Below are 25,327 nucleotides of genomic sequence, written 5' to 3'. Positions count from 1 at the left end.
GGAGTTATGTTAATGCATTGTTCAACGCGAACAAACAGGATTATGCCGCCAATTACCGCGCCAGGTAGCCAAACGTGCCAAATTGTGACGTTTTGCACGGTGAAAGGACGCCCGGTGCGACCGCGTGGAATCTCAACCGCGACTAAATGAGAAAAGTTATCACCTTGACGCCCCCGTTTGCCCCGTTAAAATGCCCGGCTGCTTGCCATCCGGCCGCCGCCGGGCGGTCAATGATTACGACAACGGACTGTGATGGAATCTCTCGGACAACTCGCCAAAGACCTTTACCGCGGGCGCATCTCGCGCAAACCCTTTGTTTTCTCGCTGGCGATCTTCGCCGTTGGCATCGTGCTGTTGTCGTTTCTGTCGACCTACCTGGATAAAAACCATTTTCGCGCCCATGCGCACGGCGACACCGAGGAATTCGTCTCGGTGCTGCTGTATCTGCTGTGCATCATGGTGTGGGCGCTGTTCTGTTTTGGCCTGGTGGCATGGTTTATGGCCAAAACCGCGTTTCGGCTCAACGATATCGGCCTGCCCGGCTGGATGCTGGCCGTAACATGCTACGTTTGCTCGGTGCTCAACAACTACGCCCCCGGTCCGGTGGCGCGCTGGCTGCCGCTGTTCAGTCTGGCCGTCATGATCTGCGCCCTGCTGTTGCCGCCCGATGGGCTGCGCCGCAAGCCGGACGGCAACGCTGACGATTAACGCAGCTGCACCACCTTGTTCGCTGCCGGTTCGGCCGCCGTCAGCCTGCCGCTAACCTGGCTGATGCCGCCGCCGCTGTTGTGGGACACCACGGCGATCGGCAAACGCCGCAACTGCCGGGTCAGCTCCGGCGTGATATAGCCGATGTGGGTGTTCTGTTGCTGTTTCCGCCAGCGGTCGGCCGCCCTGCGACGGGAGAAATACTGGTTGTATTTGGCCCAGGCGATCAGAGTGACGGCATTGAACAACGCCACAATGATATACAGCGAGATCACTTCCAGCAGCGACAGAGCGGAGCCCACCCCGTGCTGATCCATTACCGACATCAGGCCGCGACTAAACAGATAAAGGAAACCGCACCAGGCGAAAAGCGTCAGCAGGCTGTCTACCATACGCGGCAGCAGGCCGCGCTCGGAATAAATCAGGACGTCCGTCATTCTTTGATCCTCCCAATGCCCCGGTCGGGGCTTATCCAGCGCGCACGCCCGCGCCGAGCTTTCAACATCACTTTGGAAAACGCCACCAGCGTGGTCAGCAAGCTGAGCAGCCAATACACCAGCGGATACCAGATGATCCAGAACAGCGAGCGGCCGAAGCCCTTCTCATAACGCTTCTCCAGCAGCAGACTGACGGTGAACTGCAGCAAGCACACCACGCCCAGCACCAGGCCGGTAAACGCCGGCGTCAGCAGCGAGTGAATGCGGATGCCCTCCGGCAGCGGCACCGCCAGTCCGACCAGAAAAATCAGCACGCTGACCAGGTAAGTGAACGCCCACAGCGTGGAGAGGCAATATTCGGCGAACAGCAGCCACATATGCCGGTGCTCCCAGGCCCACAGGTTGCGCAGATTCTTTAAAAACACCTCCGCGCCGCCCTGCGCCCAGCGCAGGCGCTGCTTCCATAGCCCGCGCAAGGTCTCCGGCATCAGGATCCAGCACAGCGCTCGCGGTTCGAAGAAGATAGCCCAGTGCTTCAGCTGCAGCTTCCAGCTGATGTCGATGTCTTCGGTGATCATGTCCTGACTCCAGTAACCGACATCGGTGAGCGCTTGCTTACGAAACGCCGCGACCACGCCGGAAATGGTGAACAGGCGGCCATAAACGCGCTGCGTGCGCTTGATAAGGCCGATGATCGACGAAAACTCACCGACCTGGATGCGGCCGATCAGCGTGGAGCGCGTGCGGATGCGCGGGTTGCCGGTCACCGCGCCGACATGCGGATTGGCCAACAGCGGCGCCACCAAATAGGCTGCCGCATCGCGATCCAGCAGCGCATCGCCGTCGATGCACACCAGATACTCGCTGCGCGCCGCCGCTGCGCCCGCCTGCAGCGCGATCGCCTTGCCCTGATTTTGCGCCAGATGGATCACTCGCAGCCGGGGGAACTCCAGCGTCAACTGGTCCAACACCTCGGCGGTGTCATCGCTGGAGCCGTCGTTGATGGCGATCACTTCGATATTGTCATAGCGCTGCGCCATCGCCGCCGAAATGGTTTCACGCGCGTTCAACCCTTCGTTGAAACAGGGGATCAGCACGCTGATCGACGGGTTGCCCGGCAGCGCCGGCGCGGGCATGTCCGGGCTCCAGCGCCAATGCCGCTCGCGATGCAGCCAGAAATAGATGCCGCCGGCGATCCAGATGCCGGACATGAACAACGGCCAGAAGAACACGAAGTTGAGCAGCATTTCGCCGGTAAACAGCAGGACGATGCCGAAAGGCACGCTCAACACCAGACACAGGATAAATAAGGCAATTAAACGATCGGTCATGGCAGTGGGAACCAGGCTGAGGACAACACCGGGCGAACGGCATCCAGCTTAGGCCGATCGTCGAGGAAGTTGTCGGGGTAATAACCAAAGCTCTGAGCGCCATTGCGCTGCAGGCGACGCATCCATTCGGCCAGCAGTTGACCGTCATCCAGGCTGACCCGGCGCTCCTTGCGCCAGTCGACAGCCTGCAACTCAAACACCGTTTTATCGAGCGCGCCGGGGTAAGCGGCCACTTTGCCCACCAGTTGATCCAGCCAGCGGCCGCTGTCGGCGCGCGGCACGTTTTCCATCAGCGGCATCGCCATCGGCGCCACCCAGTCGTAGGCCTGCAGGAAATCCGCCAGATTCTGGCCGAACCAGGCTTCACTGGCGGGATCGAGCACCGGCATCGCATAGATGTTGCGCGCGGTTTGCACCTGCGGGCCGCGGATCGCCCGCACCCGCTCGGTCAGCGACTGGGTAAACTCGATCAGCGCCCGGCTCTTGAAGCGCGTCCAGCGCGCCATCGCCTGCGGATCCTGGCGTATCGCCGCCACCGAATCGGCGAAGCCGGCCTGACGGTAGGCCGCAACGGCGTCGGGGCCGGCATCTTCGAAGTCCGACAGCAGGGCATCGTCGTGGAACAGGATCCCTTTGAAGGTGGCGTGGGCCGCCAGATCCTCGTAGATCTCACCGATGCGCTGACGCGCCACCGGGCTGAACGGCGACAGGCGACGATACTGCTTGTCGTCTACCGACAGCTGCCCGCTTTGCGGATCGAGGCGCTGCACGCGCGGCACGTCAGGCCCCAGCTCGAATGCCAGCACCGGCATCCAGGCATACACGGCCACGCCGGTGCGCGAAGAGAGCTGCCAGGAGACTCGGTTGAACAGGTCGGCCTTCATCGGCAGCCAGCGGTTGGGAAAATAGAGCTCGCGCACGTTGCCGTCGCCTTTTGGATCGGCGAACGCCTGCAGGAAAACGGTATTGATGCGCAGGTCGTAGATGCGCTGGATCAGCTTATCGAGGTTTTTGGCCTGCTGCTGCGGATCGGGATCGTAGAGGTAGTCGAGATCGACGTGCGCCACCCGCATGATCTGTCGGTTCTGTATCTGCGTCAGTTGCTGGGCGAAGCTCGTCAGCGACGGGTTGCCGGCCACCAGCATGCGCGGCACGTTCTCAGGCGCGTTGACGTCTCCCAGCCCGTTCTCCAGCGTCAGCGCCATGCGGTAACCGTGCTTGCGCGCGATGTCCAGCGCCACGCCGCCGGCCGCACCGTACGGCCAGACCCACACGCGCGGCGCCTTACCGGTGGCGGCGGTGATGCGCCGGGTGATCAACGCCACGTCCTTCTCGATGCGTTGGCGGTATTCCTTCTCGCTTTCGTAGCGGCCCTGTTTGGCGTCGTACAGCCGATTGGCGACCGCCGGTTCGGTATTGCCCTGCGGGTTGGCGATGCCGCCGTAATGCGAAGCGTAGGTATGCGCGCCAATCTCCACCAGCCCGGAGTCCGACACTTCCCGCACCTGCTGCCAGGTGAGGAAACGATCGCGCGGCGTCATCAGGCCGCCGAAATCGACCGGCTTGCCGGCCGGCGCATCCAGCCAAACGCCGACCGGCGCCAGCACCGCCGGCCAGTTGTAGGCCTTCAGCAGCGGGAATACCCGGCTGTAGAAGCTGCGGTAGCCGTCGTCGAAGGTCAGCAGCACCGCCTTGTTCGGCAACGCCGGGCCGCCGTTTTGCGCCTGCAGGATCTGCTCGACCGACACCGGCTGGTAGCCGTTTTGCTTCAGCCAGGCGAACTGTTCGTTGAGCGCGCTGGTGCGCACCGACATGTAGCGCTGGTCCGCCGCGCCGTCTTCTACGTCGTGATACGCCAGCACCGCGTAACGGTTGGCCGGCCACGGCCGTTCCATCGGCCCCACGGGGCGCTCCGCCGGCGGCGTGAAGCGCGGCACGTCCGCCTGACTGCAGGCGGTGGTCAGCAAGGCGGCCAACACGAGAAGTGAAGATCGAATAAGCATGATGATTCCTTTAAAAACGATAATTCAGATCAAACGTCACGCCGATGTTCCGCTCGCGTTTGCCGTCGTACGGATGCTTCTCAAACTGCAGCATCGCGCCGGCGTCCAACACTCCGTTCCAGCTGACGCGCTGGCCGTAACCCAGCTGGGTGATCGGCTTGCGCGCATAGTCCCGCTGCCAATAGCTGCCGGCGCCGGCCTGGAACTGCTGACTCCACTCGGTCTGATAATGGCGATACAGGGTGTGATCGAGCGTTAACGATGGCAGCAGCGTGAAGTCGCGCTTCGGGTTGTAATACGGCACGTTCTCCTGGCTGTTGCGGCTGCCGGACAGCGTCAGGTTCATGTCCAGCCGATAGCGGGCGCCGGCGAGCAGCCGTTGCCGCCCTTCCAGGCCGTACTCCAGTCGATTGTTGCCGTCCGAGAAGTGCGAAGGCGCCACGCTGGCGCGCAGCTCGCGGCTTTCGTTCTGCTGCCAACGCAGCCACAGGTTGCCGCCGTTGGCGCTGATGCCGTTGGTCAACGCGCGCAGCGGCGTCTCGGCCGACAGGCGCGCCACCGAACCGCCGAGGCGCCATTGATCATTCAGGTCATACCAGGATGAGAGGCGCAGGCCGAGCTCATTGCCGTGGCCGTAGTTGCGGTTGGCCACCTCGGCCTCCAGCCACAGATCGCGCGAGCGCCACTCGGCGCCGGCGCTGAGATCGCGGTTGATGCCCTTGCCCTCGTCGAATTGGCCGGTGTTGAATCCCCAGCCGGTGAACAACCGCCAGTTGTCGTCGATCGGCGGTGAATAGAGCGCGGCGTGAATGCCGAAATCGTGGCTGCCGCTGACCGGCCCGTCGGAATCAATGCCCTGATTGCCGCTGATGCGCAGTTCAGACATATGGTGAATGCGGCGCGAACGTTCAAGCTGCTGAGCGGCAACGCTTTCCGGCGCGCGCTGGATGACGTCGTCGGCCAGCAAATCCAGTTGGCGCCACTCCTGCAACGCCTGCGCGACATAGCCCTGCTGGATCTCCAACGGCAGGCTGCGCGGCTCCAGCCCTTCCACCTGCTTCAACTCCTCCTCGGCGCGACGCGGCCAGCCGCGCGCCAAATAAACGCTGGCCAAGGAGATGCGCAAACCCTGATTGCCCGGCGCCGTTCGCGCCAGATGGGTCAACTGCCGTTCGGCCTCGGCCAGATCGCGTTGATAAACCCGCGACTGCGCCAGCAGCGATTGGCCGACCAGCCAGTCATCGTTGTAGGCCAGCGTCGGCAGTTGGTACAGGCGGGTCGCGTAGGGATAGCGCTGGCTGACGCGCTGCGCCAGCAACGCCGCCTGATCGATGCGTTCGTTCTCCGCCTGCGCGTAAAACAGATCGGTTTCGTCTTCGGCTGTCACCGCCTGCGGCGCGGCGGCGTTCAGGCGGCCGAAAATGGCCTGCGCCTTGTCCGGCTGCTGCAGATAGAGGTAGGCGGACGCCGCCCAGCGCTGGGCATAATCCGGCACCGTGCGCCCTTCCGCCTGCAAGGTTTGATATTCGCTCACCACTTCGGCCATTCGATAACGCGCCAACAGCGCGCCCAGGCGATCGACGCGCGCCTGTTGGTAGCTGTCCTGCGCCTCCGGCAGCGGCCGCCACTGCGCCAGCAGTTGGTCATAGCGCGCCAGCGCGCGGTCGGCGATGACGAAACGTTCTTGTTCGCCGCGAGCATCGATAAACGACAGCCGCACCAGCTCGGCGGCTTCATCCGCCTGCAGGCGCCGCTGCTGCGCGGGCGGCAATGCCAGCCCCTGGCTTTCACGCAGCGCCGGATCCGCGACCCGATTCGCCGTCAGCAGCGTCACGTAATAAGCCTGAATACCGGTGTCGGACGGCGCCAGCGCGCGGGCATGAGTGGCGTTTTCCAGCGCCGCCCAGCTGCGGCCGGCGGCCTGGTCCACATAGGCGCGCGTCAGATACCACGTCGCCGGCTCCAGCAGTTTCTCCGCTTTGGACGCCTCCGTTTGCGCCTGCGCATCCTGCCCGGCATCCGCCAGCGTCATCACATAGCCACGCTGTAAGCCGCCGTCGGCGGGAGCGAGCTGCAACGCCGTACGCCACAGTTGCAGCGATGGTTGCCACTGCTTCAGGTTGCGATAGGCGCGGGCCGCCGTCGCCAGACTGGCGCTATCCCGCTGCAGCGCGGCGCCGTCGGCACGCCAAAGCGCGACGACCTCTTCATCGTGGCCGGCCCACCCGGCCACCTGGATATAATCGGCTCGCTGCTGCAGGCTCAACCCCTCCTGAGCGCGCCGCTGCGATAAATACGCCAGCACCGGCGCAGTATCGCCCGATCTGGCCTGACGGATCAGCGCGTCATAGCGTTCATCCGCCAGCGCGGTGGCCGGCAGGGATAAACCGATAAACAGCAATGACGCCGCATATTTGGTAGCGTGGCGTTCGGTAAAGCGTAATGAACGCGAGTTAACTTTAGGCACGAGGTATTCCTTTAATCCGTGAGCTGCTGTCCTGGCAAAGTAGAAATGCGAGCAGGCACCCGAAAAGTCGGCTAGAGCCGTCGGGTAATAAGCATGGAGTAATGAATATTTCTGTCTGGCGCACGCTTAAATAGAATCGAATGCGCCTTTGCCTAAAAAGAGTATTTTATAAATCCGCCAATGAATACCGCAGCCAGGTGATATCTGCCTGAAACTGGAATTTCACAATTATCAATAAGTGAAATAATAAAAATTAAAACAATAAAAATCAATAAGATGGGATTTATTTATGACCAATATTCTTATTTTCACTCTTTCGTGTGAAATTATATAAAAACCAGTGTGATATTTGATTTTAATTCTCATTATCACCGGCCAACAGGAATATTAATCCAAACACCCAATTAAATAATCTACCTTCTTGGAAAAATAATAAGACTATTGTTAACACGAAAATTAAATTTGCCTGCTAATAATTATTCAGTTCAATTTAAATTCCCCACGTATACATTCATGCTGGCTATCTCCCGGGCATGCCGTCACAATAGCGCCTCATTCTGGTTTCAATCAGGGATTGCCATGTACAGCCACTACCCCGCCCATTACACCTTCGATAGCGACAGCGATGCCTGGCAGATCGGTTTCCACGACTTCCCCGAGTGGCAATCTGCCTGCTATAAACGCGAAGACATCGAGCTGGAAGCACAGGAAAGCCTGCTGGCCGCCATCGCCGCCGCGATGGATGAAGGGCAGCCCCTGCCCGCCCCTTCTCCTCTGCAAACCGATGACTTGAGGGTACATCTGCCGGCTCTGGTGACGCTGAAGATCGAACTGCACAACGCGATGCTGCGCAAAAACACCGGCAAAGCGGCGCTGGCGCGCAAGCTGGGATTCAACGGCGGGCAAATGGAGCGGTTGCTGGATATCGGCTACGCCTCGAAGATTGAAGCGTTGGAGCAGGCGTTGTATCTGCTGGGCTACGAAGTGCGCGTGACAATAAGCGAAGTTTGTCAATAAGTTAGCGATATGTAAGCGAAATATTATCCAAGGGGGCTAAATTTTCCCCGTTTTGCGCCGATATGATGGCTACCTAATCACTTGTCGCAACAACGAAGGCTAAAAATGGAGTGGAGTCGCCGTCATATTTGGGCCGTTATTCTGCTGTCTTGTCTCGTTTTTTGGGTCATTTTGGCGACCGGCATCAACGCCGTCGCTTGAGCGCCTGCCGCCGTATTGCAATACCCGATTTTAAAGCCCGCCACAGCGGGCTACTTTCTGTCGCTTGCTTATAAAAAGCGTTATAAAACAGCCCGCACTGTTTAAAAAACAGCCTAAAATTGTGATCAAAAACACAGTATTGAAATCAGACCAGTATTGAGAGTACATTAGCGCCGATCCTGTCGCGGTTCGGATTTTACCTCACGGAGCATGAGGCGCGACAACCGGACACCCCGCGCTCGAGGACGTTGTTCTTTCGCTTGGAAGAATCCGCCCGACAAGCCGGTTGTCCATAAAACACTCAGCACAACAATCGGGATCATTGCTGGCGAGGACTCCAGACAGGAGTTGTTCAGTGAAATATTTTTTGATGGGCGTGTCATTCATGCTGGTTGCCTGGGTTGGCACCTTCATGTTGATGGTTGCCTGACAGCAGCCACACCAGGAACACAGACAAAGGGACGCGCAAGCGTCCCTTTGTCGTTTCGGCGAGCGATCATTTGCCCGGCATCATGCGGCGCAGGGTGTCGTCCTTGCGCAGGTAGTGGTGATACAGCGCCGCCAGCGCATGCGCGCCAATGATAAAGTAGCCAACGTTTGCCAGCGTCTCATGCACCGTTTTAACCAGCTTGCGCATCACCGGCTCCGGCGTCACCCAGTGCGGCACCGGCCAGCCCAGCAAAGACCACGATTTCCCGCCGTAGGCCAGGGTTAACATGCCCAGCAACGGCAACATCAGGAAGACCACGTACAGCAGCCAATGGAAAATCTTCGCGCCTACCTCCTGCCATTCTTCCAGCGGGGGCGTGGTCGGCGGCGCAGCGTGGAAAGAACGCACCGCCAACCGAATCAGCATCAGGACAAAGACCGATACCCCAAAGTTGAAATGCAGATTTTTGACCATCGGCGCCCACGCCTCCGGCACCGAATCTTTCAGCAACATCGCCGCATAGGTGAGGATCACCATCAGCAACGTCAGCCAATGTAAAACGATTTGCGATCGCGCGTAGCGGTTGCTCATTCACTCTGTCCAAAAAATAAAATTCAGCGTAGTTGAGCATAATGGGGAAATAATGAAGAAAACCTTGGGACGGAAAAAAATAAGGCCGGGCGAACGCCCGGCCTGACAGGATTATTTGGCGCTGCCGGCTTTGCCCGGCTTCAGCAGCCCGTCCGCGCGGAACATCGCCTTGATGCCGCGCACCGCCTGGCGGATACGATCCTGATTCTCGATCAGCGCGAAGCGCACGTGGGTGTCGCCGTAGTCGCCAAAGCCAATGCCCGGCGAGACGCAGACCTTGGCTTCCGCCAGCAGGCGTTTGGCAAACTCCAGCGAACCGAGGTGGGCATAAGGCTCGGGAATTTTCGCCCACACGTACATCGACGCCTTCGGATTTTCCACCATCCAGCCGGCCTCATGCAGCCCCTTCACCAACACGTTGCGGCGCTGCCGATACTGCTCGGCGATATCGCGCACGCACTGCTGATCGCCTTCCAGCGCGGCGATGGCCGCCACCTGCAGCGGCGTAAAGGTGCCGTAGTCGTGATAACTCTTGATGCGCGCCAGCGCACTGACCAGCTCAGGGTTGCCGACCATGAAACCGATGCGCCAGCCGGCCATGTTGTAGCTTTTCGACAGGGTGAAGAACTCCACCGCAATGTCTTTCGCCCCCGGCACCTGCATGATCGACGGCGCTTTCCAGCCGTCATAGACGATATCGGCATAGGCCAGATCGTGGATCACCAGCACGTTGTACTGTTTGGCCAGCGCCACCACCCGCTCGAAGAAATCCAGCTCCACGCACTGCGCGGTCGGGTTGGACGGGAAGCCGAGGATCATCATTTTCGGGCGCGGAATGGTTTCCCGAATGGCACGCTCCAGCTCGCCGAAGAAATCCACGCCGTCCACCAGCGGCACCGAGCGCACCTGAGCGCCGGCGATCACCGCGCCGTAAATGTGGATCGGGTAGCTGGGATTCGGCACCAGCACGGTATCGCCGTGATCGAGGGTCGCCAGCATCAGGTGCGCCAGCCCCTCTTTCGAACCGATGGTGACGATGGCTTCGCTTTCCGGATCGATATCCACCTGATAACGATCGGCATACCAGCGCGAAATGGCGCGGCGCAGGCGCGGAATGCCGCGCGAGGTGGAATAACCGTGGGTGTCGTCGCGCTGGGCGACGGCGCACAGTTTTTCCACGATGTGCGGCGGCGTCGGGCCGTCGGGGTTCCCCATGCTGAAATCGATAATATCCTCGCCGCGACGGCGTGCGGCCATCTTCAGTTCGGCGGTGATGTTGAATACGTAAGGGGGAAGGCGTTCAATGCGCGTGAAACGGCGCTGTGGACTGTTATCAGCCATAGGGGATTCCTCGATAGACGTTAGCGCCCGGACCGTCCGAGCGACGCTGGCCAGCGAACTGACCGAATATCGAACATAGCGCAGCGCCGACGAGCTTGTCGATACCCGGCGCGATATTTTTATTTAGCGCCCTGAAACTCCGCCGCCAGCAGCCCGAACAGCCAGTCGTCGCACCACTGATCCGCCAGACGGTAGTTGTCGCGCAGCGTGCCCTCCAGCTGGAAACCGCACGACTCCAGCAGGCCGCGCGAGGCGAGGTTGCCGGCGGTCACGGTGGCGGTCAGCTTGTGAAAACCGCAGGCGTTCACCGCAAAATCCAGCACCGCCCGCAGCGACTCCTTGCCATAGCCCTTGCCCTGCCCGGAAGGCAAACTCCCGTATCCCACTTCCGCCTGCCGATACGGCGCCCAGTGCGGACGAAAGCCGGTAATGCCCACCGCCTCTCCGCTGTGCTTCTCACGCATCACCAGGCACAGCCACTGCTCGCCGTGTTTGTCCCAGACCGGCAGGCGCTCCTCGAACCGTGCGCGGATCTCCGCTTCGCTGCGCGGATCGGAGATGTAACGGATCACCTCGGGATCTTGGTACAGGCGCAGAAACAGCGGCCAATCCTCGGCGGTTATCGACTGTAAGTGCAGACGTTCAGTGACCAGCTTCATAAAATCTCCGAAAAACGAAAAAGAGGAACTTACGAATGAAAGATATCTCTTTATTTTCCCCGATTGGTTGCCGATAATCATTTACGTTAAAACCACAAAACCATAACGTCTTGCCCGACTCCCTACAACTGCCCGCCGCCGTTACCCACGCGGCATCAGGAGAACACCATGGCCTCTTTAGTCATCGACGATATTCCGCAGACGATCGTTAACGTCAAGCGCCAGCTGCGGCAGGTATTGCCGAACTACCGCGACGTTTTTCTGGCGCTGGAGGAGAACATCCGCGGCCAGGTCGACCAGATCCGCTGCGAACTGGCCGCCGGCCATAATCCGGTGCCGCAGATCGACGCGGAAGATATCCTGCAGCAGCGCGTCAGCGATCAACAGATAGCGCTGATCAAACAGCGCGGCGCCTGCGCCATTCGCGGTGTGTTTCCCCGCGCCAAGGCCGAAGGCTGGAACCGGGAAATCGGCGACTATCTCGAGCGCAACAACTTCGTCGAGCGGTTGAAAAACGCCGCCGAAGACAACTATTTCGGCAAGCTGGCCGCCAGCAAGCCGCAAATTTACGGCATCTATTGGTCAAAACCGCAGGTCGAAGCGCGGCAGGATGCGCGCATGCATGCGGTGCAGGTGTTCCTCAACAGCCTGTGGGCCACCGAAAGCAACGGCAAGCAGCATTTCGATCCGACCCGCGTCGCCACCTACGCCGATCGCACCCGCCGCCGCCCGCCGAACTCCTCATCACTGGGCCTGTCACCGCACGTCGACAGCGGCACCATCGAGCGCTGGCTGGACGAGAATTTCCGCTATGTGTATCGCCACGTCTTCTCCGGCGACTGGCAGCAGTACGATCCCTTTGCCGCCGACGGCCGCACCGAGGTGCGCGAAATAGCCTCCCCGGCGGTCTGCTCGATGTTCCGCACCTTCCAGGGCTGGACGGCGCTGACGCCGCAACGCACCAACGCCGGCACGCTGAACCTGGTGCCGATCGCCAACGCCATGGCCTATGTGTTGCTGCGCGCGCTGCAGGACGACGTCGCCGACGACGATCTGTGCGATGCGGCGCCGGGCCGCGCGCTGTCGATCTCGGAAAAATGGCATCCCCTTTTATTAAGCGGGATTTCCCCTATTCCCGATCTGGAGCCGGGCGACACGGTATTTTGGCATTGCGACGTGATCCACGCGGTGGAGAACGAACATAACGGCGAGTTCGACAGCAACGTGATGTACATCGCCGCCGCGCCGGGCTGCGAGAAAAACGACGCCTATCTGCAGCGCCAACTGCCGAGCTTTATCGACGGCAGAACGCCGCCGGACTTCGCCCCCGACGATTTCGAAGTGGATTTCGAGGGCCGCGCCACCGTCGAGCTGCTGACGCCGCTGGGCAAAGCGCAGCTCGGCATGCGCTGACCGCCGCCCCAGCCACGGGCCTCTCTCGCTGTGGTATACTGCCGTCATCCGTAGGCCGCAGCGAGAACCCGTCGTGCACCCTTTTTTTGAAATGCTGTTGGCGGTGTTTGATCGCGCCGCGCTGATGTTGATCTGTCTGTTTTTCCTGACCCGCACCCGGCTGTTCCGCCAACTGCTGCAAAAAGAAGACCATACGCCGCTTGAGCTCGGCATCGTCACGGCAATCTTCTCGCTGTTCGCGCTGTTCAGCACCTACTCCGGCATCAACGTTGAGGGATCGCTGGTCAACGTGCGCGTCATCGCCATCATGGCCGGCGGCATCCTGTTCGGCCCCTGGGTGGGGATCGTCACCGGCATCATCGCCGGGGTGCACCGCTATCTGATCGACATCGGCGGCATCACCTCGGTGCCCTGCCTCATCACCAGCATCATCGCCGGCATCAGCGCCGGCTACATCAACCTCAAGGTGAGAAAAGAGCAGCGCTGGCGCGCCGGCATCGTCGGCGGCATGCTGTGCGAATCCCTCACCATGCTGCTGATCGTGCTGTGGGCCAAGCCGATCGAGCTTGGGCTCGACATCGTGTCGCAGATCGCGCTGCCGATGATCCTCGGCACGGTGTGCATCGGCCTGATCGTGCTGCTGGTGCAGAGCGTCGAAGATGAAAAAGAGGTGATCGCCGCGCGCCAGGCCAAGCTGGCGCTGGATATCGCCCACAAGACGCTGCCCTATTTTCGCAACATCAACGGCGAATCGCTGGCCACCATTTGCGATATCATCCGCCAGGACATCCGCGCCGACGCGGTGGCGATCACCGATACCCATCAGGTGCTGGCTTACGTCGGCGTGGGGCGCGAAGCCTACCCGATCGGCCGCGAAGGGCTGAGCCGCGTTACCCGCGAAAGCATTCGCCACGGCAAAATCATCATCAAAAACAACCTGGAAAACCCGGCCGCGCCGCAGATCCATTCGCAGCTGGTGGTGCCGCTGTGGGAAAAGGGCGAAGTGACCGGCGCGCTGAAAATTTACTACTGCCACGCTCACCAGATCACCAACACGCTGAAGGTGATGGCGGTCGGGCTGTCGCAGATCATCTCCACCCAGATGGAGGTTTCGCGCATCGAGCATCTGCGCCAGATGGCGGATAAAGCCGAAATGCGCGCGCTGCAGAGCAAGATTAACCCGCACTTCCTGTTCAACGCGCTGAACGCCATCTCTTCCTCCATCCGCCTGAATCCGGACACCGCGCGCCAGCTGATCATCAATCTGTCGCGCTACCTGCGCTACAACCTGGAGCTGAACGACGAACTGATCGATATCCGCAAGGAGCTGCATCAGATCCAGGATTACATCGCCATCGAACAGGCGCGCTTCGGCGCCAAGCTGACGGTGATTTACGACATCGACGACGACGTCTCGGTGCGCATTCCGAGCCTGCTGATCCAGCCGCTGGTGGAGAACGCCATCGTGCACGGCATCCAGCCCTGCAAGGGCAAAGGGGTGGTGGTGATCGCGGTGAAAGATCAGGGCGACCGGGTGAAAATATCGGTGAAGGATACCGGCCACGGCATCAATCAGGAAACCATCGATCGGGTGGCGCGCAACGAGATGCCGGGCCACAATATCGGCCTGCTCAACGTACACCACCGCGTGTCGCTGCTGTACGGTGAAGGGCTGCATATCCGCCGCCTGGAGCCGGGCACCGAAATCGCGTTCTACATCAGCAAAAACGGCGGCAAGCTGCATCAGGAACCGAGCGCGCCGCCGGTCGGGGAGGCCTCATGAAAGCCATCATCGTGGAAGACGAATTCCTCGCGCAGGAAGAACTCAGTTACCTGATAAAGAAACACAGCAATATCGATATCGTCGCCACCTTCGAGGATGGCCTCGACGTCCTCAAATACCTGCAGACCCACCAGGTCGACGCCATTTTCCTCGACATCAACATCCCGTCGCTGGACGGCGTGTTACTGGCGCAAAACATCAGCAAATTCGCGCATCGCCCGTCTATCGTGTTCATCACCGCCTATAAAGAGCACGCGGTGGAAGCGTTCGAGATCGAAGCGTTCGACTATATCCTCAAGCCCTATCACGAGGCGCGCATCGTCACCATGCTGCAAAAGCTGGAGGCGCTGCATCATCGCCCCGCCGGCGCGGCGGAACCGACCAGCGCGCCGAGCCGCGGCAGCCACAGCATCAACCTGATCAAAGACGAGCGGATCATCGTTACCGACATCAACGACATCTATTACGCCGCCGCCGATGAAAAGGTGACGCGGGTCTACACTCGCCGGGAAGAGTTCGTGATGCCGATGAACCTCACCGAGTTTTACGGCCGGCTGCCGGAAGAACATTTCTTCCGCTGCCACCGCTCTTACTGCGTTAACCTGGCCAAGATCCGCGAGATCGTGCCCTGGTTCAACAATACCTACATTCTGCGGCTGAGCGATCTTGAGTTTGAAGTGCCGGTCAGCCGCAGCAAGGTGAAAGAGTTTCGCAAGCTGATGCGCCTGTAAGCGCTTACCAGCGCGGGCCCGGACGGTAGTAATAGCCGGGCGGCGGCGGTGGCGGCATGCGGTAATGCGGCCGATCTCGCCAGTCGCGCCGCGGCGGCCCGTAGTAAATCACCCGTGGCGGCGGGCCGTAATAGTACCCGCGCGGGCGTTCATACCGGTGATGATCGGCCCACCAACGCGGATCGCGCCAGCGATAGCCGTCCCAGTAGTGGCCGCGATGATCGCGATCGCCGATATGCAACGACAGGCCCGGCACGTTCACGCCGATGGACACGTCGGCCTGGCTCGCCAGCGGCAGCGCCAGCAGCGCGGCCAGTAACAACAGCGTTTTTTTCATTTCATGGACTCCTGCAGAGCGGACCTCGTCCGATCGCAGATAACATAGTCCCGCGCTCGCCGCCGCTCTATAGGCGCAATGCCGATTTACGCCTTGCAGACGCATCCTTCACAATTTCACCACAATCGTTCACCGGTGATTAACAATAAATCGTTGATATCTTTGATGTAGATCACGTGTCACCCCCGGCATTTCACGCGCTTTTCGGCGCAAAAACGGCAACTCACGCCGTATAAAATGCATTTCATTCCTTCCATCGTGCAACTCATTCCCTATCCGCCGCCCGCCGGGGGCGCCGGCCATATAATAAGCCCATACCGCGGGAACACAGATTCACCCCGCAAATTTCAGCCAACGGCTCACGCCCGGCAACGCACACACAGGAAGGAGACCGGCCATGAACACCAAACCGGCAAATCGCAGCTTAATCGTTCTCGGCACCATCATCTGTCAGATGGGTCTGGGCACCATCTACACCTGGAGCCTGTTCAACCAGCCGCTGGTCGACAAGTTCCACTGGGGGCTGGCGGACGTCGCCACCACCTTCTCCATCACCAGCTTCTTCCTGGCCTTCGCCACGCTGTTCGCCGGCAAGCTGCAAGAACGCTTCGGCATCCGCAATCTGACGCTGTGTTCCGGCATTCTGGTCGGCCTGGGTCTCATCGCCAGCGCCCACGTCAGCTCGCTCGACATGATTTACCTGCTGGCCGGCGTGGTGGTGGGCTTTGCGGTCGGTATCGCCTACATCTCCACCCTGTCCAACCTGATTAAGTGGTTCCCCGCCAACAAAGGCCTGATTTCCGGCATCTCCGTCGGCGCCTTCGGCAGCGGCAGCCTGCTGTTCAAATACGTCAACGCCGCCCTGATCGCTGACGTCGGCGTTTCCGGCGCCTTCTTCTACTGGGGTGCCATCGTGATGGGCCTGATCGTCGTCGGTTCCCTGTTGCTGAAAGAGCCGGTGCTGGCGGCCAACGCCGCACAGCAAGGCGCCAATGGTCTGGGCAACGACTTCAGCGTGCGCCAGATGCTGGCCACCAAAGAAGCCTACCTGCTGTTCACCATCTTCTTCGCTGCCTGCATGAGCGGTCTGTACCTGATTGGCATCGTGAAAGACATGGGCGTTCAGCTGGCCGGGATGGACTTGGCTACCGCCGCCAACACCGTGTCCGCCGTCGCCATCTTCAACACCGCCGGCCGCATCATCCTGGGTACGCTGTCCGATAAAGTGGGCCGCATGCGCGTCATCAGCTTCACCATGCTGGTTACCGTGCTGGCGATTGTCGCCCTGAGCTTCATGACCCTGAACCACACGCTGTTCTTCATCTGCGTCGGCGCGGTGGCCTTCTGCTTCGGCGGCAACATCACCGTGTTCCCGGCGATTGTCGGCGACTTCTTCGGCCTGAAAAACCACAGCAAAAACTACGGCATCATCTACCAGGGCTTCGGCCTGGGCGCGCTGGCCGGTTCGTTCGTCGCCAAATACTTCGGCGGCTTCCACGCCACCTTCATGGTGATTGGCGTCCTGTCCGCCGCTTCTTTGCTGATTACGCTGTTCATCAAAGCGCCGAAGGCGGTGGAAATGGAAAGCGAAGAAACCGCACAGGCGGCGGAGCTGGCCAAAGCCTGATACCCCGCGAAAACGACAAGGGGCGCAACCTGCGGGTTGCGCCCCTTTTTTATTGCCCTGCCGCGCGGCTTACAGCCGCATGCCCAGCGTCTGGCGCAGATGCGCGCCGGCCCCCAACAGGCCCGGTTGACCATGGGTTATCATGAACACCGGAATGTCTCGCACATAGTCACGGAAACGCCCTTTGTCTTCGAAGGCGGCGCGGAAGCCCGAGGCCTTGAAGAATTCCATAAAGCGCGGCACGATGCCGCCGGCGATGTACACGCCGCCAAAGGTGCCCAGATTCAGCGCCAGGTTGCCGCCGAAGCGCCCCATGATCACGCAAAACAGCGACAGCGCACGGCGGCAGTCGATGCAGCTGTCGGCCAGCGCCCGCTCGGTAATGTCCTTCGGCGCCAGTTTCTCCGGCAGGCGGTTGTCTGCCTTGACGATGGCGCGATACAGGTTGACCAGGCCCGGCCCGGACAGCACGCGCTCGGCGGAAACGTGCCCTACTTCACCGCGCAGCACCTCCAGAATAATGTCTTCTTCTTCGCTGTTCGGCGCGAAATCGACATGGCCGCCCTCGCCCGGCAGGCTGACCCAGCGGCGATCGACCTGCACCAGGTGGGCGACGCCCAGCCCGGTGCCGGCGCCATACACCGCAATCGGTTTGCCCGGCTGCGCATCGCCGCCGCCAAACTGCAGCACGTCGTCCGGCGAGAGCATCGGGATCGCCATCGAGACGGCGGTGAAATCGTTGATCACTTCCAGATGACTCAACCCCAGGTTGGCCTTCATTTCTTTGATCGAGAACGCCCAGCTGTGGTTGGTCATCGCGACCCAGTCTTCCGTCACCGGGCAGGCGATCGCGATACAGGCGTCCTGCACCTCGATATCGCACGCTTTCAGATAGTGGCGGATCACCGCCTCCAGGCTGTCGAACTCCAGGCCGGAATAGGTTTTCGCCTGGGTAATCTCACCCGTCGCAACAGTGCACAACGCCAGGCGGGCATTGGTGCCGCCAACATCACCTACGAGGGCATAGGTCATTGATTTCGTCTCCGCAAAATGAAAAATAAAAAGCTGCCCACACTGTAAAATCCTGCTGCGAAAACAACAATCACCCGCCTCGGATCTGCGCCCCAATAGCGATCCGGATCACAAAAAACGTTTCAGCTGGCCCGCCAAGCCGCGATTTGAAACAAATTGCGGCAAAAAACGCGCCGCCGCGACTGTTAACCGTCATCGACGCCGGGCAATATCAATGCGTGCCTGCGCGCCGATAGTCTGGCAAGCTGTGGCCACTGCCCAACCACCCGCTCTCCCTGCCCCGCAGGGAGGCATCGACAAGGGATTATTCATGCTGCATCCGCGCGCCAATGCCATGTTGGCCTTTGCTTTGCCTGCGCTGATTATCGGTTCCGCTTCCAGTCTGGTGCTGCTGTTGGTGATGAAAATTGCCGCCGCATTGCAGCAATTACTGTGGGTGACGCTGCCCGATACGCTGAGCCTGGACGCCCAGTCGCCCTGGTGGCCGGTTGCGATGCTGACGCTGACCGGCGTGGCGGTCGGCCTGATCGTGCGTTATATGCCGGGTCACGCCGGGCCGGATCCGGCGACGGAATCACTGATCGGCATGCCGCTGCCGCTCTCCGCCCTGCCGGGGTTGGGGTTGGCGCTGATCGTCGGCCTGGCCGGCGGCGTCAGTCTGGGGCCGGAGAACCCGATCACCGCCATCAACATCGCACTGGCGGCGGCGGCCGGCGCGCGCCTGCTGCCGAAAGTGCCGCGCATGGACTGGATCATCCTGGCCGCGGCAGGCACCATCGGCGCAATGTTCGGCACACCGGTCGCCGCCGCGCTGATCTTTTCGCAAACCCTAGCCGGCAATAACGAAACGCCGCTGTGGGATCGGCTGTTCGCCCCGCTGGTGGCCGCCGCCGCCGGCGCGGTCACCACCCAGATGTTCTTCGTGCCCAATTTCGCCCTGCAGCTCGACGCCTACGACGTGACGCGGCTGCCGGACATCTTCAGCGGCGCCATCGTGGCGCTGATCGCCATCGCGCTCGGCATGGTGGCGCTGTGGTGTTTCCCGCATGTTCACCGCCTGTTCCATTCAATGAAGAATCCGGTGTTGATGTTAGGGCTGGGCGGCTTTGTGCTGGGGCTGCTGGCGCTGTTGGGCGGAGAGATTACCCTGTTCAAGGGGCTGGATGAGATGAAACGCCTGGCGGTGGACGACAGCTATTCGGTGCCGACGCTGTTGACCATTACCCTGACCAAGCTGGCGGCGCTGGTGATCGCCGCCGCCTGCGGTTTTCGCGGCGGGCGCATCTTCCCGGCGGTGTTCGTCGGCGCGGCGCTGGGCCTGATGCTGCATCAGCACGTTCCGGCGGTGCCGGCGGCGATCACCGTCTCCTGCGCCATCATGGGGCTGGTGCTGGTGGTAACGCGCGACGGCTGGCTCAGCCTGTTTATGGCGGTGGCGGTAGTGCCGGATCTGCACCTGCTGCCGGTCTTGTGCATCGTGATGCTGCCCGCCTGGCTGGCGCTGGCGGGCAAACCGCTGATGCTGGTAAACCGCCGGCAACCGCCGCATGACGATTAGGCCAGCGCGAACGCCGCGGCGGCGCGGGCGTGGATCGCGGTGGTGTCGAACACCGGCACCGACGCATCCCGCTCGCTCACCAGCAAGCCTATTTCGGTGCAGCCGAAAATAATCCCCTGCGCCCCCTGCTGTTCCAGATCGCTGATGATCCGGCGATACTCGTCGCGCGAGGCGTCGCGAATTTTGCCGAGGCAGAGTTCGTCATAGATGATGCGGTGCACGATGTCACGATCGGCGCTGACCGGCGTCACCACGTCGATGCCGTGCAATTCCTGCAGGCGGCCGCGGTAGAAGGTCTGCTCCATGGTAAAACGCGTGCCCAGCAGCCCGACGCGGCGAATGTTTTTCTCCCGCACCTGCAGCGCCGTGGCGTCGGCGATGTGAATCAGCGGCAGGCCGCTGGCCTGCTCGACCGCCTCCGCCACCTTGTGCATGGTGTTGGTGCAGATCACGATGGCTTCGGCGCCGGCGGCGCGCAACGCCACCGCGGCCTCGGCCAACAGCCGGCCGGCGCCGTCCCAATCGCCCTGGTGCTGCAAGCGCTCAATCTCCTGGAAATCGACGCTGTAGAGCACGATTTTGGCCGAATGCAGCCCGCCGAGGCGCGCCTTTACCTGCTCGTTGATGGTGCGGTAATACGGAATGGTGGATTCCCAGCTCATGCCGCCCAGCAGACCCAACACTTTCATCCTTCGTTCCTCAGCATTTCCGACGATCCTCTGACCTTACCTGAGAATCGTCAGTCTGACGACGCCTTATTTGGCGCCGGAATTGATCGGCTGGCGCGCCTCGAACCAGCGCTGGCGCAGCGTGTCGTACAGCCAGTTATAGGCCATGGTGTACGGCAGGAAGAACAGGAAGAAACCGATTTCCAGCATAAACGCCTGCGCCCAGGAGATACTCAGCATCCAGGCGGCGATCGGCACGCCGATCAGGATAAAACCGGCTTCAAAGCCGACGGCGTGCAGCGCACGCACCTTCAGGTTACGCACCACCCGGCTGACCGGCCACAGGCGGTCGAACACCGTGTTGTAAACCATGTTCCACAGCATCGCGACGGTGGACAGCATCACCGCCAACGCGCCGACCTGCACCATTGAACGGTTCAGCAGCCACGCGCCCAGCGGGGCGCAAACCATCACGGCGATGGCCTCGAAACCGACGGCGTGGACGATACGTTCAATGAGAGACTTGTTTTGCAGTTGCATACATCACCTTTTTTTCAACAGTTGTTGCGAAAGCCAGGTGATTATCATCGCTTTTTTGGGTAGATTAAAAATAGGTTCCATCGATAAAGTAGATATATCATGCACTATTCCCCGGAAGCGTTGCAGGCGTTCGTGGAAGCCGCCGCCCTCGGCTCATTTTCCGCCGCCGCGCGCAAACTGCGCAAAAGCCAATCCACCGTCAGCACCGCCATCGCCAATCTGGAAGCCGACCTGGCATTGACGCTGTTCGATCGCAGCGCGCGCCAGCCGGTGCTCACCGCCGCCGGCCGCAAAGTGCTGGGGCACGTACAGGCGATCCTCGCGGCCAGCGAACGGCTCGACGCCCTGAGCATTCAGCTGGCGGGCGAGGTTGAACCGCGCCTGAGCATGGTGTTTTCCGATACCTACCAGCCCAAGCATCACGATCGGTTGATGCAGCTGTTCGAACAGCGCTACCCGGAAATTGAGCTGGAATGGATGATCGCCGAGGAAGGCGACGTCATCGATCTGCTGCAAAGCGGCCGCGCGCATTTGGGCATGGTGGAAGTGCAAAAAAGTTATCCGCCGGATATCGCCTTCTCCCGGCTGCCTGAGCAGACCGAAATGGGGCTGTTCGTCGCCCATCAGCATCCGCTGGCCCAGGTCGCCGCGCCGACGCCGGAGCAGTTGTCCAGCACCCGCCAGCTGATCCTGAATACCTACACCGGCGCCGAGGCGGCCAGACAGGGTGGACTGGTCTGGTCGGCGCCCAGCTATCTGCTGTTGCTGGAGATGGCGGAACAAGGATTCGGTTGGGCGGTGTTGCCGCACTGGCTGGTGCAGCAATACGGCCACGGCAGACTCACCCAGCTGCGGCCGCGCGGCTGGCCAAAACTGATTTCGGTGGATGCGGTATGGTCCAAACTGACCCCGCCGGGCCCGGCGGGGTTCTGGATGCTGGAGCGCCTGCTGGGCGACACCCTGCCCTAAGCGGCGGCGTTGCGCGCCTGAATAGCGCGAGAGACGGTATCGAGGAGTTCCGGAATGTCCATCTTCGGCAGCATCACTTCGATGAAGGCCAGCCGCTCGTCGTCCGCTACCTCGCGCAACGCCTGACGCAATCCGTCCGGATCGCTGACCCGCAACGCCTTCACCGGCCGCTCACCGGCCAGCGCCGTCGGCAACTGCGTCCAGTTCCAGCGCGCGATGTCGTTATAACTTTGCTCCGGCCCGTGGATCGCGCGCTCAACGGTATACCCCTGATTGTTCAACACGAAGATCACCGGTTTAAGCCCGTCGCGCAGCATCGATCCCAGTTCCTGCACGGTTAACTGCGCGGCGCCGTCACCGATCAGCAATACTGCCCGGCGCTGCGGTTCGGCGGTCTGCACGCCGAACGTCGCCGGCAGGGTATAGCCGATCGATCCCCAGAGCGACTGCACGATCAGGCGGCAGCCACGCGGCAACCTCAGCGCCGCCGCGCCGAAACAGGCGGTGCCCTGATCGGCCAGCACGATATCCCCCGGCCGCAGGAAATCCTGTATCTGCCGCCAGAAGGCGTGCTGATCCAGCCGTTCCCCATCGCCTTCCGGCAGCGCCGGGCGAACGATCGGCGGCAATGGCCAACGCGACGCCAGCGACAGGCTCAGGCGGTGCAATGCCTGCACCGCCTCGCGAATCGGAATGCGGCTAAAGCGCCGCCGCCCGACCCAGGCTTCGAACGGTTGAATATCGATGCATTTTTCCACCGGCAGATGATGCGTGAAACCGGCGGTAATGGTGTCGGTCAAGCGTACGCCGACGTTGATCACCACATCGGCGTTTTCGATCAATTGTTTCACCGCCGGATCGCTGGCGCCGCCGCAGTAGGTACCAACGAAACCGGCGCGGTTCTCGTCCAGCACGCCCTTGCCGAGCAGCAGCGTCGCGTGCGGCATATCGACCTCCTGCAGCCACTCGTCCAGCGCCGCTTCGGCGCCGAAGCGATCGGCGAGGAAGTCCGCCAGCAGCGACACCCGCCGCGCCGACAGCAGCTTTTCGCGCGCTGCGGCGATAAACGCCTGCAATGCGCTCTGCGACAGTTTGGCCTGACGCAGCATCAGCGGCGCCGGTTTATTCGGCAGCGGCGCCTGCGCGACGTCGCTGGGCAACATCAGGTAAACCGGGCGATGCTCCAGTAAGGCGGCGCCGATCAGGCGGTCTATCTCCAGCGCGGCGTTGTCGGCGGTCAGGTCGGCCTGCGCGACGGTCACCTCTTTGGCTATCCGGGCGAAGTGGGTGAAGTCGCCATCCCCCAGCGAATGGTGCAGCAAATCACCGGCGCGCTGGGCGCGCTGCGCCGGTGTGCCGACCACGTGGATCACCGGCAGGTATTCGGCGTAGCTGCCGGCCACGCCGTTCAGCGCGCTCAGCTCGCCGACGCCAAAGGTGGTGAGCAGCGCGGCCGCCGGTTTGCAGCGCGCATAGCCATCGGCTGCGTAGGCGGCGTTCAGTTCGTTGGCGCAGCCTACCCAGGTGATTTGCGGATGAGCGAGGACGTGATCGAGAAATTGCAGGTTGTAATCCCCCGGCACGCCGAAGAAATGACGGATGCCGATTTGGGCCAGACGATCGAGCAGATAATCGGCCACCGTATAGGTCTGAGTCATGATCATCACCTGTCTGCAACTGGAGCGATTATCTTAAGTATCGAAGATGCCGTTCGAATTTCGAACAATCCCCCCTGCGTCGAACGGCAACCTGGCGTTACATGCCGGCGCCGTGATCCCTCCCGCGGCAGCGCGAGGTGAAAACGTATACACTCAAAGCACTTCACCTCTCGCCGACAAGGATAACTATGTCTTACCCAGCCTCCCCTTCGCGTTATCAAGATATGGAATACCGGCGCTGCGGCCGCAGCGGGCTGAAGCTGCCCGCCGTCTCACTCGGGCTGTGGCACAACTTCGGCGACGCCACGCTGTACGACAACGCCCGCGGCCTGATCCGCTGCGCCTTCGATCGCGGCATTACCCATTTCGATCTGGCCAATAACTACGGCCCGCCGCCCGGCGCCGCCGAGGAGAACTTTGGCCGCATTCTCAACGCCGATCTACGGGCCTGGCGCGATGAACTGCTCGTCTCATCCAAAGCCGGTTACACCATGTGGCCCGGCCCCTACGGCGATTGGGGCTCGAAAAAGTACCTGGTCGCCAGCCTCGATCAGAGCCTGAAGCGCATGGGGTTGGAGTATGTGGATATCTTTTATCATCATCGGCCGGATCCGGACACGCCGCTGGAAGAAACCATGGCGGCGCTGGATCTGCTGGTGCGCCAGGGCAAAGCGCTGTATGTCGGTTTGTCCAACTACCCGGCCGAGCGCGCGCGACAGGCGTTCGACATTCTGCAGCGGCTCGGCACGCCGTGCGTGATCCACCAGCCGAAGTATTCGATGTTGGAACGCGGGCCGGAGACGGCGTTGCTGGATACGCTGGAGGAACATGGCGTCGGATCTATCGCCTTCTCGCCGCTGGCGGGCGGACTGCTGACCGACCGCTACCTGCACGGCATACCGCAAGATTCTCGCGCCGCCAGCGGCAGCCGCTTCCTGCAGCCGGAGCAGCTGACCGCCGAGCGACTGGACAAGGTGCGCCGCCTCGATGCGCTGGCGCGGCAACGCGGGCAAAAGCTGTCGCAGATGGCGCTGGCCTGGGTGCTGCGCGGCGATCGCGTTACCTCAGTGCTGATCGGCGCCAGCAAGAATGCGCAGATAGAAGACGCGGTGGGCATGCTGGCCAATCGTCACTTTAGTGAAGAAGAGCTCGCGCAGATCGAGACAATCTTATTGTAATCGTTTACAAATTCCGCCGTTCAATCGAGCGGCGCTCCCCCAGAAAAATCTCAAATCTTAACCTCCTGCATCATTTTCAGAGTGGCTCTCAGATTCAACCCTATGCGCCGGCGCTATGATGCCGATATTGCAGCAAAAATAACGATAAGGCCGCTTTTAAACTGATGAACGCGCTTCATAAAGTGACAAACGGCCAGGCCGCGCAAGCGGGAAGGAGAAGCCATGTTTAAACCTCTGCTCTTGGCCGCCATTTTGGCGGCGACGGTACTGCCCGCCGCACAGCAGGCGCATGCCGAAGGGATCAGCATCGATCTGATGCCGGGCGTTTCATTGCGCATCGGCGATCAGGATAACCGCGGCCGCTATTGGGATGGTTACGATTGGCGGGATCGCGACTGGTGGCAAGGCCATCAGGGGCGTTATCTCGGCGACCGCAGCCGTCGCGGTTACTACTGGGACGGCTATCGCTGGCGCGATGGCGACTACTGGCGTAAACACTATTACTACCATGAAGGACGCTATCGTAAATACGACAAACACTACGATAAGCACCACTGGAAGAAAGAGAAAAAGCACCACCACGATCATGACCGCGATCGCTGGCGCCGCCACGGCGATGACGACCGCGATTAACGACGACGGGCCGGC

Annotated in this window: 23 protein-coding genes; 11 read left to right on the top strand and 12 right to left on the bottom strand. The window is 61.1% G+C overall.

Going from position 1 to position 25,327, the window contains the following annotated elements; genetic code table 11:
• Window positions 1–252: 252 nt before the first annotated feature.
• A complete protein-coding gene (locus ACJ8KE_RS00480) occupies window positions 253–708 on the top strand; it encodes a DUF805 domain-containing protein (protein ID WP_016926825.1) in 456 nt (151 codons plus the stop codon).
• Here the strand turns inward: ACJ8KE_RS00480 and pgaD are convergent.
• Genes pgaD through pgaA form a run of 4 tightly spaced genes read right to left on the bottom strand, consistent with a single transcriptional unit; the run spans window position 705 to window position 6,946 of the window.
• The gene (pgaD, locus tag ACJ8KE_RS00475; RefSeq protein WP_016926824.1) at window positions 705–1,145 is read right to left on the bottom strand and encodes a poly-beta-1,6-N-acetyl-D-glucosamine biosynthesis protein PgaD; all 441 of its coding nucleotides are present in this window, start codon (window positions 1,143–1,145) and stop codon (window positions 705–707) included. The two genes, ACJ8KE_RS00480 and pgaD, sit on opposite strands and share 4 nt — an antisense overlap.
• Complete coding sequence (gene pgaC / locus ACJ8KE_RS00470; RefSeq protein WP_016926823.1) at window positions 1,142–2,476, bottom strand: poly-beta-1,6-N-acetyl-D-glucosamine synthase; 1,335 nt, start codon at window positions 2,474–2,476, stop codon at window positions 1,142–1,144. Before pgaC ends, pgaD begins: the two co-directional genes overlap by 4 nt.
• Window positions 2,473–4,479 carry a poly-beta-1,6-N-acetyl-D-glucosamine N-deacetylase PgaB gene (gene pgaB, locus ACJ8KE_RS00465; protein WP_028128362.1) on the bottom strand — a complete coding sequence of 669 codons (2,007 nt, stop codon included), beginning with the start codon at window positions 4,477–4,479 and terminating at the stop codon, window positions 2,473–2,475. Before pgaB ends, pgaC begins: the two co-directional genes overlap by 4 nt.
• Before the next feature lie 10 nt (window positions 4,480–4,489).
• Window positions 4,490–6,946 (bottom strand): poly-beta-1,6 N-acetyl-D-glucosamine export porin PgaA, encoded by a 2,457-nt coding sequence (pgaA, locus tag ACJ8KE_RS00460; protein ID WP_016926821.1) that lies wholly within the window; start codon window positions 6,944–6,946, stop codon window positions 4,490–4,492.
• Between the two features lie 579 nt (window positions 6,947–7,525).
• Between pgaA and ACJ8KE_RS00455 the strand changes: the two genes are divergently transcribed.
• Together ACJ8KE_RS00455 and ypdK are read left to right on the top strand one after the other, a co-directional pair.
• Window positions 7,526–7,963 carry a transcriptional regulator gene (locus tag ACJ8KE_RS00455; protein ID WP_016926820.1) on the top strand — a complete coding sequence of 146 codons (438 nt, stop codon included), beginning with the start codon at window positions 7,526–7,528 and terminating at the stop codon, window positions 7,961–7,963.
• Between the two features lie 556 nt (window positions 7,964–8,519).
• Entirely contained in the window at window positions 8,520–8,594 is a 75-nt protein-coding gene (gene ypdK / locus ACJ8KE_RS00450; RefSeq protein WP_099782600.1) for a membrane protein YpdK, read from the top strand.
• Window positions 8,595–8,660: 66 nt separating this feature from the next.
• Here ypdK and ACJ8KE_RS00445 read toward each other — a convergent pair whose 3' ends face one another.
• The 3 genes from ACJ8KE_RS00445 to ACJ8KE_RS00435 all read right to left on the bottom strand — a co-directional run bounded on the left by ACJ8KE_RS00445 (window position 8,661) and on the right by ACJ8KE_RS00435 (window position 11,185).
• A complete protein-coding gene (locus ACJ8KE_RS00445) occupies window positions 8,661–9,185 on the bottom strand; it encodes a cytochrome b (RefSeq protein WP_016926819.1) in 525 nt (174 codons plus the stop codon).
• Between the two features lie 111 nt (window positions 9,186–9,296).
• Complete coding sequence (alaC, locus tag ACJ8KE_RS00440; RefSeq protein ID WP_016926818.1) at window positions 9,297–10,526, bottom strand: alanine transaminase; 1,230 nt, start codon at window positions 10,524–10,526, stop codon at window positions 9,297–9,299.
• Between the two features lie 119 nt (window positions 10,527–10,645).
• Window positions 10,646–11,185, bottom strand: coding sequence for a GNAT family N-acetyltransferase (locus ACJ8KE_RS00435; protein WP_016926817.1), 540 nt, complete (start codon window positions 11,183–11,185; stop codon window positions 10,646–10,648).
• Between the two features lie 168 nt (window positions 11,186–11,353).
• Here ACJ8KE_RS00435 and ACJ8KE_RS00430 point away from each other — a divergent pair, with 168 nt between their 5' ends.
• The 3 genes from ACJ8KE_RS00430 to ACJ8KE_RS00420 all read left to right on the top strand — a co-directional run bounded on the left by ACJ8KE_RS00430 (window position 11,354) and on the right by ACJ8KE_RS00420 (window position 15,112).
• Entirely contained in the window at window positions 11,354–12,598 is a 1,245-nt protein-coding gene (locus ACJ8KE_RS00430; RefSeq protein WP_079452172.1) for a DUF1479 domain-containing protein, read from the top strand.
• Window positions 12,599–12,689: 91 nt separating this feature from the next.
• Complete coding sequence (locus tag ACJ8KE_RS00425) at window positions 12,690–14,381, top strand: LytS/YhcK type 5TM receptor domain-containing protein (protein ID WP_442517272.1); 1,692 nt, start codon at window positions 12,690–12,692, stop codon at window positions 14,379–14,381.
• Entirely contained in the window at window positions 14,378–15,112 is a 735-nt protein-coding gene (locus tag ACJ8KE_RS00420; RefSeq protein ID WP_004936341.1) for a LytR/AlgR family response regulator transcription factor, read from the top strand. Before ACJ8KE_RS00425 ends, ACJ8KE_RS00420 begins: the two co-directional genes overlap by 4 nt.
• 4 nt (window positions 15,113–15,116) lie before the next feature.
• Here the strand turns inward: ACJ8KE_RS00420 and ACJ8KE_RS00415 are convergent, their stop codons facing one another.
• The gene (locus ACJ8KE_RS00415; RefSeq protein WP_016926814.1) at window positions 15,117–15,449 is read right to left on the bottom strand and encodes a DUF2502 domain-containing protein; all 333 of its coding nucleotides are present in this window, start codon (window positions 15,447–15,449) and stop codon (window positions 15,117–15,119) included.
• A gap of 397 nt (window positions 15,450–15,846) precedes the next feature.
• On the opposite strand from ACJ8KE_RS00415, the gene ACJ8KE_RS00410 reads away from it, so the two are divergent.
• Window positions 15,847–17,076: an L-lactate MFS transporter gene (locus ACJ8KE_RS00410; RefSeq protein ID WP_016926813.1), complete on the top strand. Its 1,230-nt coding sequence runs from the start codon at window positions 15,847–15,849 to the stop codon at window positions 17,074–17,076.
• 69 nt (window positions 17,077–17,145) lie between these two features.
• Here the strand turns inward: ACJ8KE_RS00410 and glk are convergent, their stop codons facing one another.
• Window positions 17,146–18,108, bottom strand: a complete 963-nt coding sequence (gene glk / locus ACJ8KE_RS00405; RefSeq protein ID WP_016926812.1) for a glucokinase — start codon at window positions 18,106–18,108, stop codon at window positions 17,146–17,148.
• Between the two features lie 310 nt (window positions 18,109–18,418).
• Here glk and ACJ8KE_RS00400 point away from each other — a divergent pair, with 310 nt between their 5' ends.
• Window positions 18,419–19,666 (top strand): ion channel protein, encoded by a 1,248-nt coding sequence (locus tag ACJ8KE_RS00400; RefSeq protein ID WP_442517053.1) that lies wholly within the window; start codon window positions 18,419–18,421, stop codon window positions 19,664–19,666.
• Here ACJ8KE_RS00400 and ACJ8KE_RS00395 read toward each other — a convergent pair.
• A complete protein-coding gene (locus ACJ8KE_RS00395; RefSeq protein WP_016926810.1) occupies window positions 19,663–20,355 on the bottom strand; it encodes an aspartate/glutamate racemase family protein in 693 nt (230 codons plus the stop codon). The two genes, ACJ8KE_RS00400 and ACJ8KE_RS00395, sit on opposite strands and share 4 nt — an antisense overlap.
• A 66-nt stretch (window positions 20,356–20,421) precedes the next feature.
• On the bottom strand, window positions 20,422–20,874 hold the full coding sequence (locus ACJ8KE_RS00390; protein ID WP_016926809.1) for a multidrug/biocide efflux PACE transporter: 453 nt from the start codon (window positions 20,872–20,874) through the stop codon (window positions 20,422–20,424).
• A 99-nt stretch (window positions 20,875–20,973) separates the two neighbouring features.
• On the opposite strand from ACJ8KE_RS00390, the gene ACJ8KE_RS00385 reads away from it, so the two are divergent.
• On the top strand, window positions 20,974–21,843 hold the full coding sequence (locus ACJ8KE_RS00385) for a LysR family transcriptional regulator (protein ID WP_016926808.1): 870 nt from the start codon (window positions 20,974–20,976) through the stop codon (window positions 21,841–21,843).
• Here ACJ8KE_RS00385 and ACJ8KE_RS00380 read toward each other — a convergent pair.
• Window positions 21,840–23,501 (bottom strand): alpha-keto acid decarboxylase family protein, encoded by a 1,662-nt coding sequence (locus tag ACJ8KE_RS00380; RefSeq protein ID WP_442517052.1) that lies wholly within the window; start codon window positions 23,499–23,501, stop codon window positions 21,840–21,842. The two genes, ACJ8KE_RS00385 and ACJ8KE_RS00380, sit on opposite strands and share 4 nt — an antisense overlap.
• A gap of 188 nt (window positions 23,502–23,689) precedes the next feature.
• Between ACJ8KE_RS00380 and mgrA the strand changes: the two genes are divergently transcribed.
• Window positions 23,690–24,679 (top strand): L-glyceraldehyde 3-phosphate reductase, encoded by a 990-nt coding sequence (gene mgrA, locus ACJ8KE_RS00375; protein ID WP_148123641.1) that lies wholly within the window; start codon window positions 23,690–23,692, stop codon window positions 24,677–24,679.
• Between the two features lie 222 nt (window positions 24,680–24,901).
• Window positions 24,902–25,312: a DUF2502 domain-containing protein gene (locus ACJ8KE_RS00370; RefSeq protein WP_004936369.1), complete on the top strand. Its 411-nt coding sequence runs from the start codon at window positions 24,902–24,904 to the stop codon at window positions 25,310–25,312.
• Window positions 25,313–25,327: the final 15 nt, after the last annotated feature.

This window comes from Serratia sp. CY56464, from assembly GCF_052168435.1.
GTDB classification, from domain to species: Bacteria; Pseudomonadota; Gammaproteobacteria; order Enterobacterales; family Enterobacteriaceae; genus Serratia; species Serratia marcescens.
Note: the sequence above shows the minus strand (reverse complement) of the source record. Positions and strands in the feature narration are given on the sequence as shown.

What these genes read in the sequence shown, in the direction of transcription:
- glk (WP_016926812.1), bottom strand. Translation starts at nt 18,108, where the DNA reads ATGACCTATGCCCTCGTAGGTGATGTTGGCGGCACCAATGCCCGCCTG.
- ACJ8KE_RS00430 (WP_079452172.1), top strand. Translation starts at nt 11,354, where the DNA reads ATGGCCTCTTTAGTCATCGACGATATTCCGCAGACGATCGTTAACGTC.
- mgrA (WP_148123641.1), top strand. Translation starts at nt 23,690, where the DNA reads ATGTCTTACCCAGCCTCCCCTTCGCGTTATCAAGATATGGAATACCGG.
- ACJ8KE_RS00395 (WP_016926810.1), bottom strand. Translation starts at nt 20,355, where the DNA reads ATGAAAGTGTTGGGTCTGCTGGGCGGCATGAGCTGGGAATCCACCATT.
- ACJ8KE_RS00380 (WP_442517052.1), bottom strand. Translation starts at nt 23,501, where the DNA reads ATGACTCAGACCTATACGGTGGCCGATTATCTGCTCGATCGTCTGGCC.
- ACJ8KE_RS00400 (WP_442517053.1), top strand. Translation starts at nt 18,419, where the DNA reads ATGCTGCATCCGCGCGCCAATGCCATGTTGGCCTTTGCTTTGCCTGCG.
- pgaD (WP_016926824.1), bottom strand. Translation starts at nt 1,145, where the DNA reads ATGACGGACGTCCTGATTTATTCCGAGCGCGGCCTGCTGCCGCGTATG.
- ACJ8KE_RS00455 (WP_016926820.1), top strand. Translation starts at nt 7,526, where the DNA reads ATGTACAGCCACTACCCCGCCCATTACACCTTCGATAGCGACAGCGAT.
- ACJ8KE_RS00415 (WP_016926814.1), bottom strand. Translation starts at nt 15,449, where the DNA reads ATGAAAAAAACGCTGTTGTTACTGGCCGCGCTGCTGGCGCTGCCGCTG.
- alaC (WP_016926818.1), bottom strand. Translation starts at nt 10,526, where the DNA reads ATGGCTGATAACAGTCCACAGCGCCGTTTCACGCGCATTGAACGCCTT.
- ACJ8KE_RS00370 (WP_004936369.1), top strand. Translation starts at nt 24,902, where the DNA reads ATGTTTAAACCTCTGCTCTTGGCCGCCATTTTGGCGGCGACGGTACTG.
- ACJ8KE_RS00435 (WP_016926817.1), bottom strand. Translation starts at nt 11,185, where the DNA reads ATGAAGCTGGTCACTGAACGTCTGCACTTACAGTCGATAACCGCCGAG.
- ACJ8KE_RS00410 (WP_016926813.1), top strand. Translation starts at nt 15,847, where the DNA reads ATGAACACCAAACCGGCAAATCGCAGCTTAATCGTTCTCGGCACCATC.
- pgaB (WP_028128362.1), bottom strand. Translation starts at nt 4,479, where the DNA reads ATGCTTATTCGATCTTCACTTCTCGTGTTGGCCGCCTTGCTGACCACC.
- ACJ8KE_RS00445 (WP_016926819.1), bottom strand. Translation starts at nt 9,185, where the DNA reads ATGAGCAACCGCTACGCGCGATCGCAAATCGTTTTACATTGGCTGACG.
- ACJ8KE_RS00425 (WP_442517272.1), top strand. Translation starts at nt 12,690, where the DNA reads ATGCTGTTGGCGGTGTTTGATCGCGCCGCGCTGATGTTGATCTGTCTG.
- ACJ8KE_RS00385 (WP_016926808.1), top strand. Translation starts at nt 20,974, where the DNA reads ATGCACTATTCCCCGGAAGCGTTGCAGGCGTTCGTGGAAGCCGCCGCC.
- pgaC (WP_016926823.1), bottom strand. Translation starts at nt 2,476, where the DNA reads ATGACCGATCGTTTAATTGCCTTATTTATCCTGTGTCTGGTGTTGAGC.
- ACJ8KE_RS00480 (WP_016926825.1), top strand. Translation starts at nt 253, where the DNA reads ATGGAATCTCTCGGACAACTCGCCAAAGACCTTTACCGCGGGCGCATC.
- ACJ8KE_RS00390 (WP_016926809.1), bottom strand. Translation starts at nt 20,874, where the DNA reads ATGCAACTGCAAAACAAGTCTCTCATTGAACGTATCGTCCACGCCGTC.
- ACJ8KE_RS00420 (WP_004936341.1), top strand. Translation starts at nt 14,378, where the DNA reads ATGAAAGCCATCATCGTGGAAGACGAATTCCTCGCGCAGGAAGAACTC.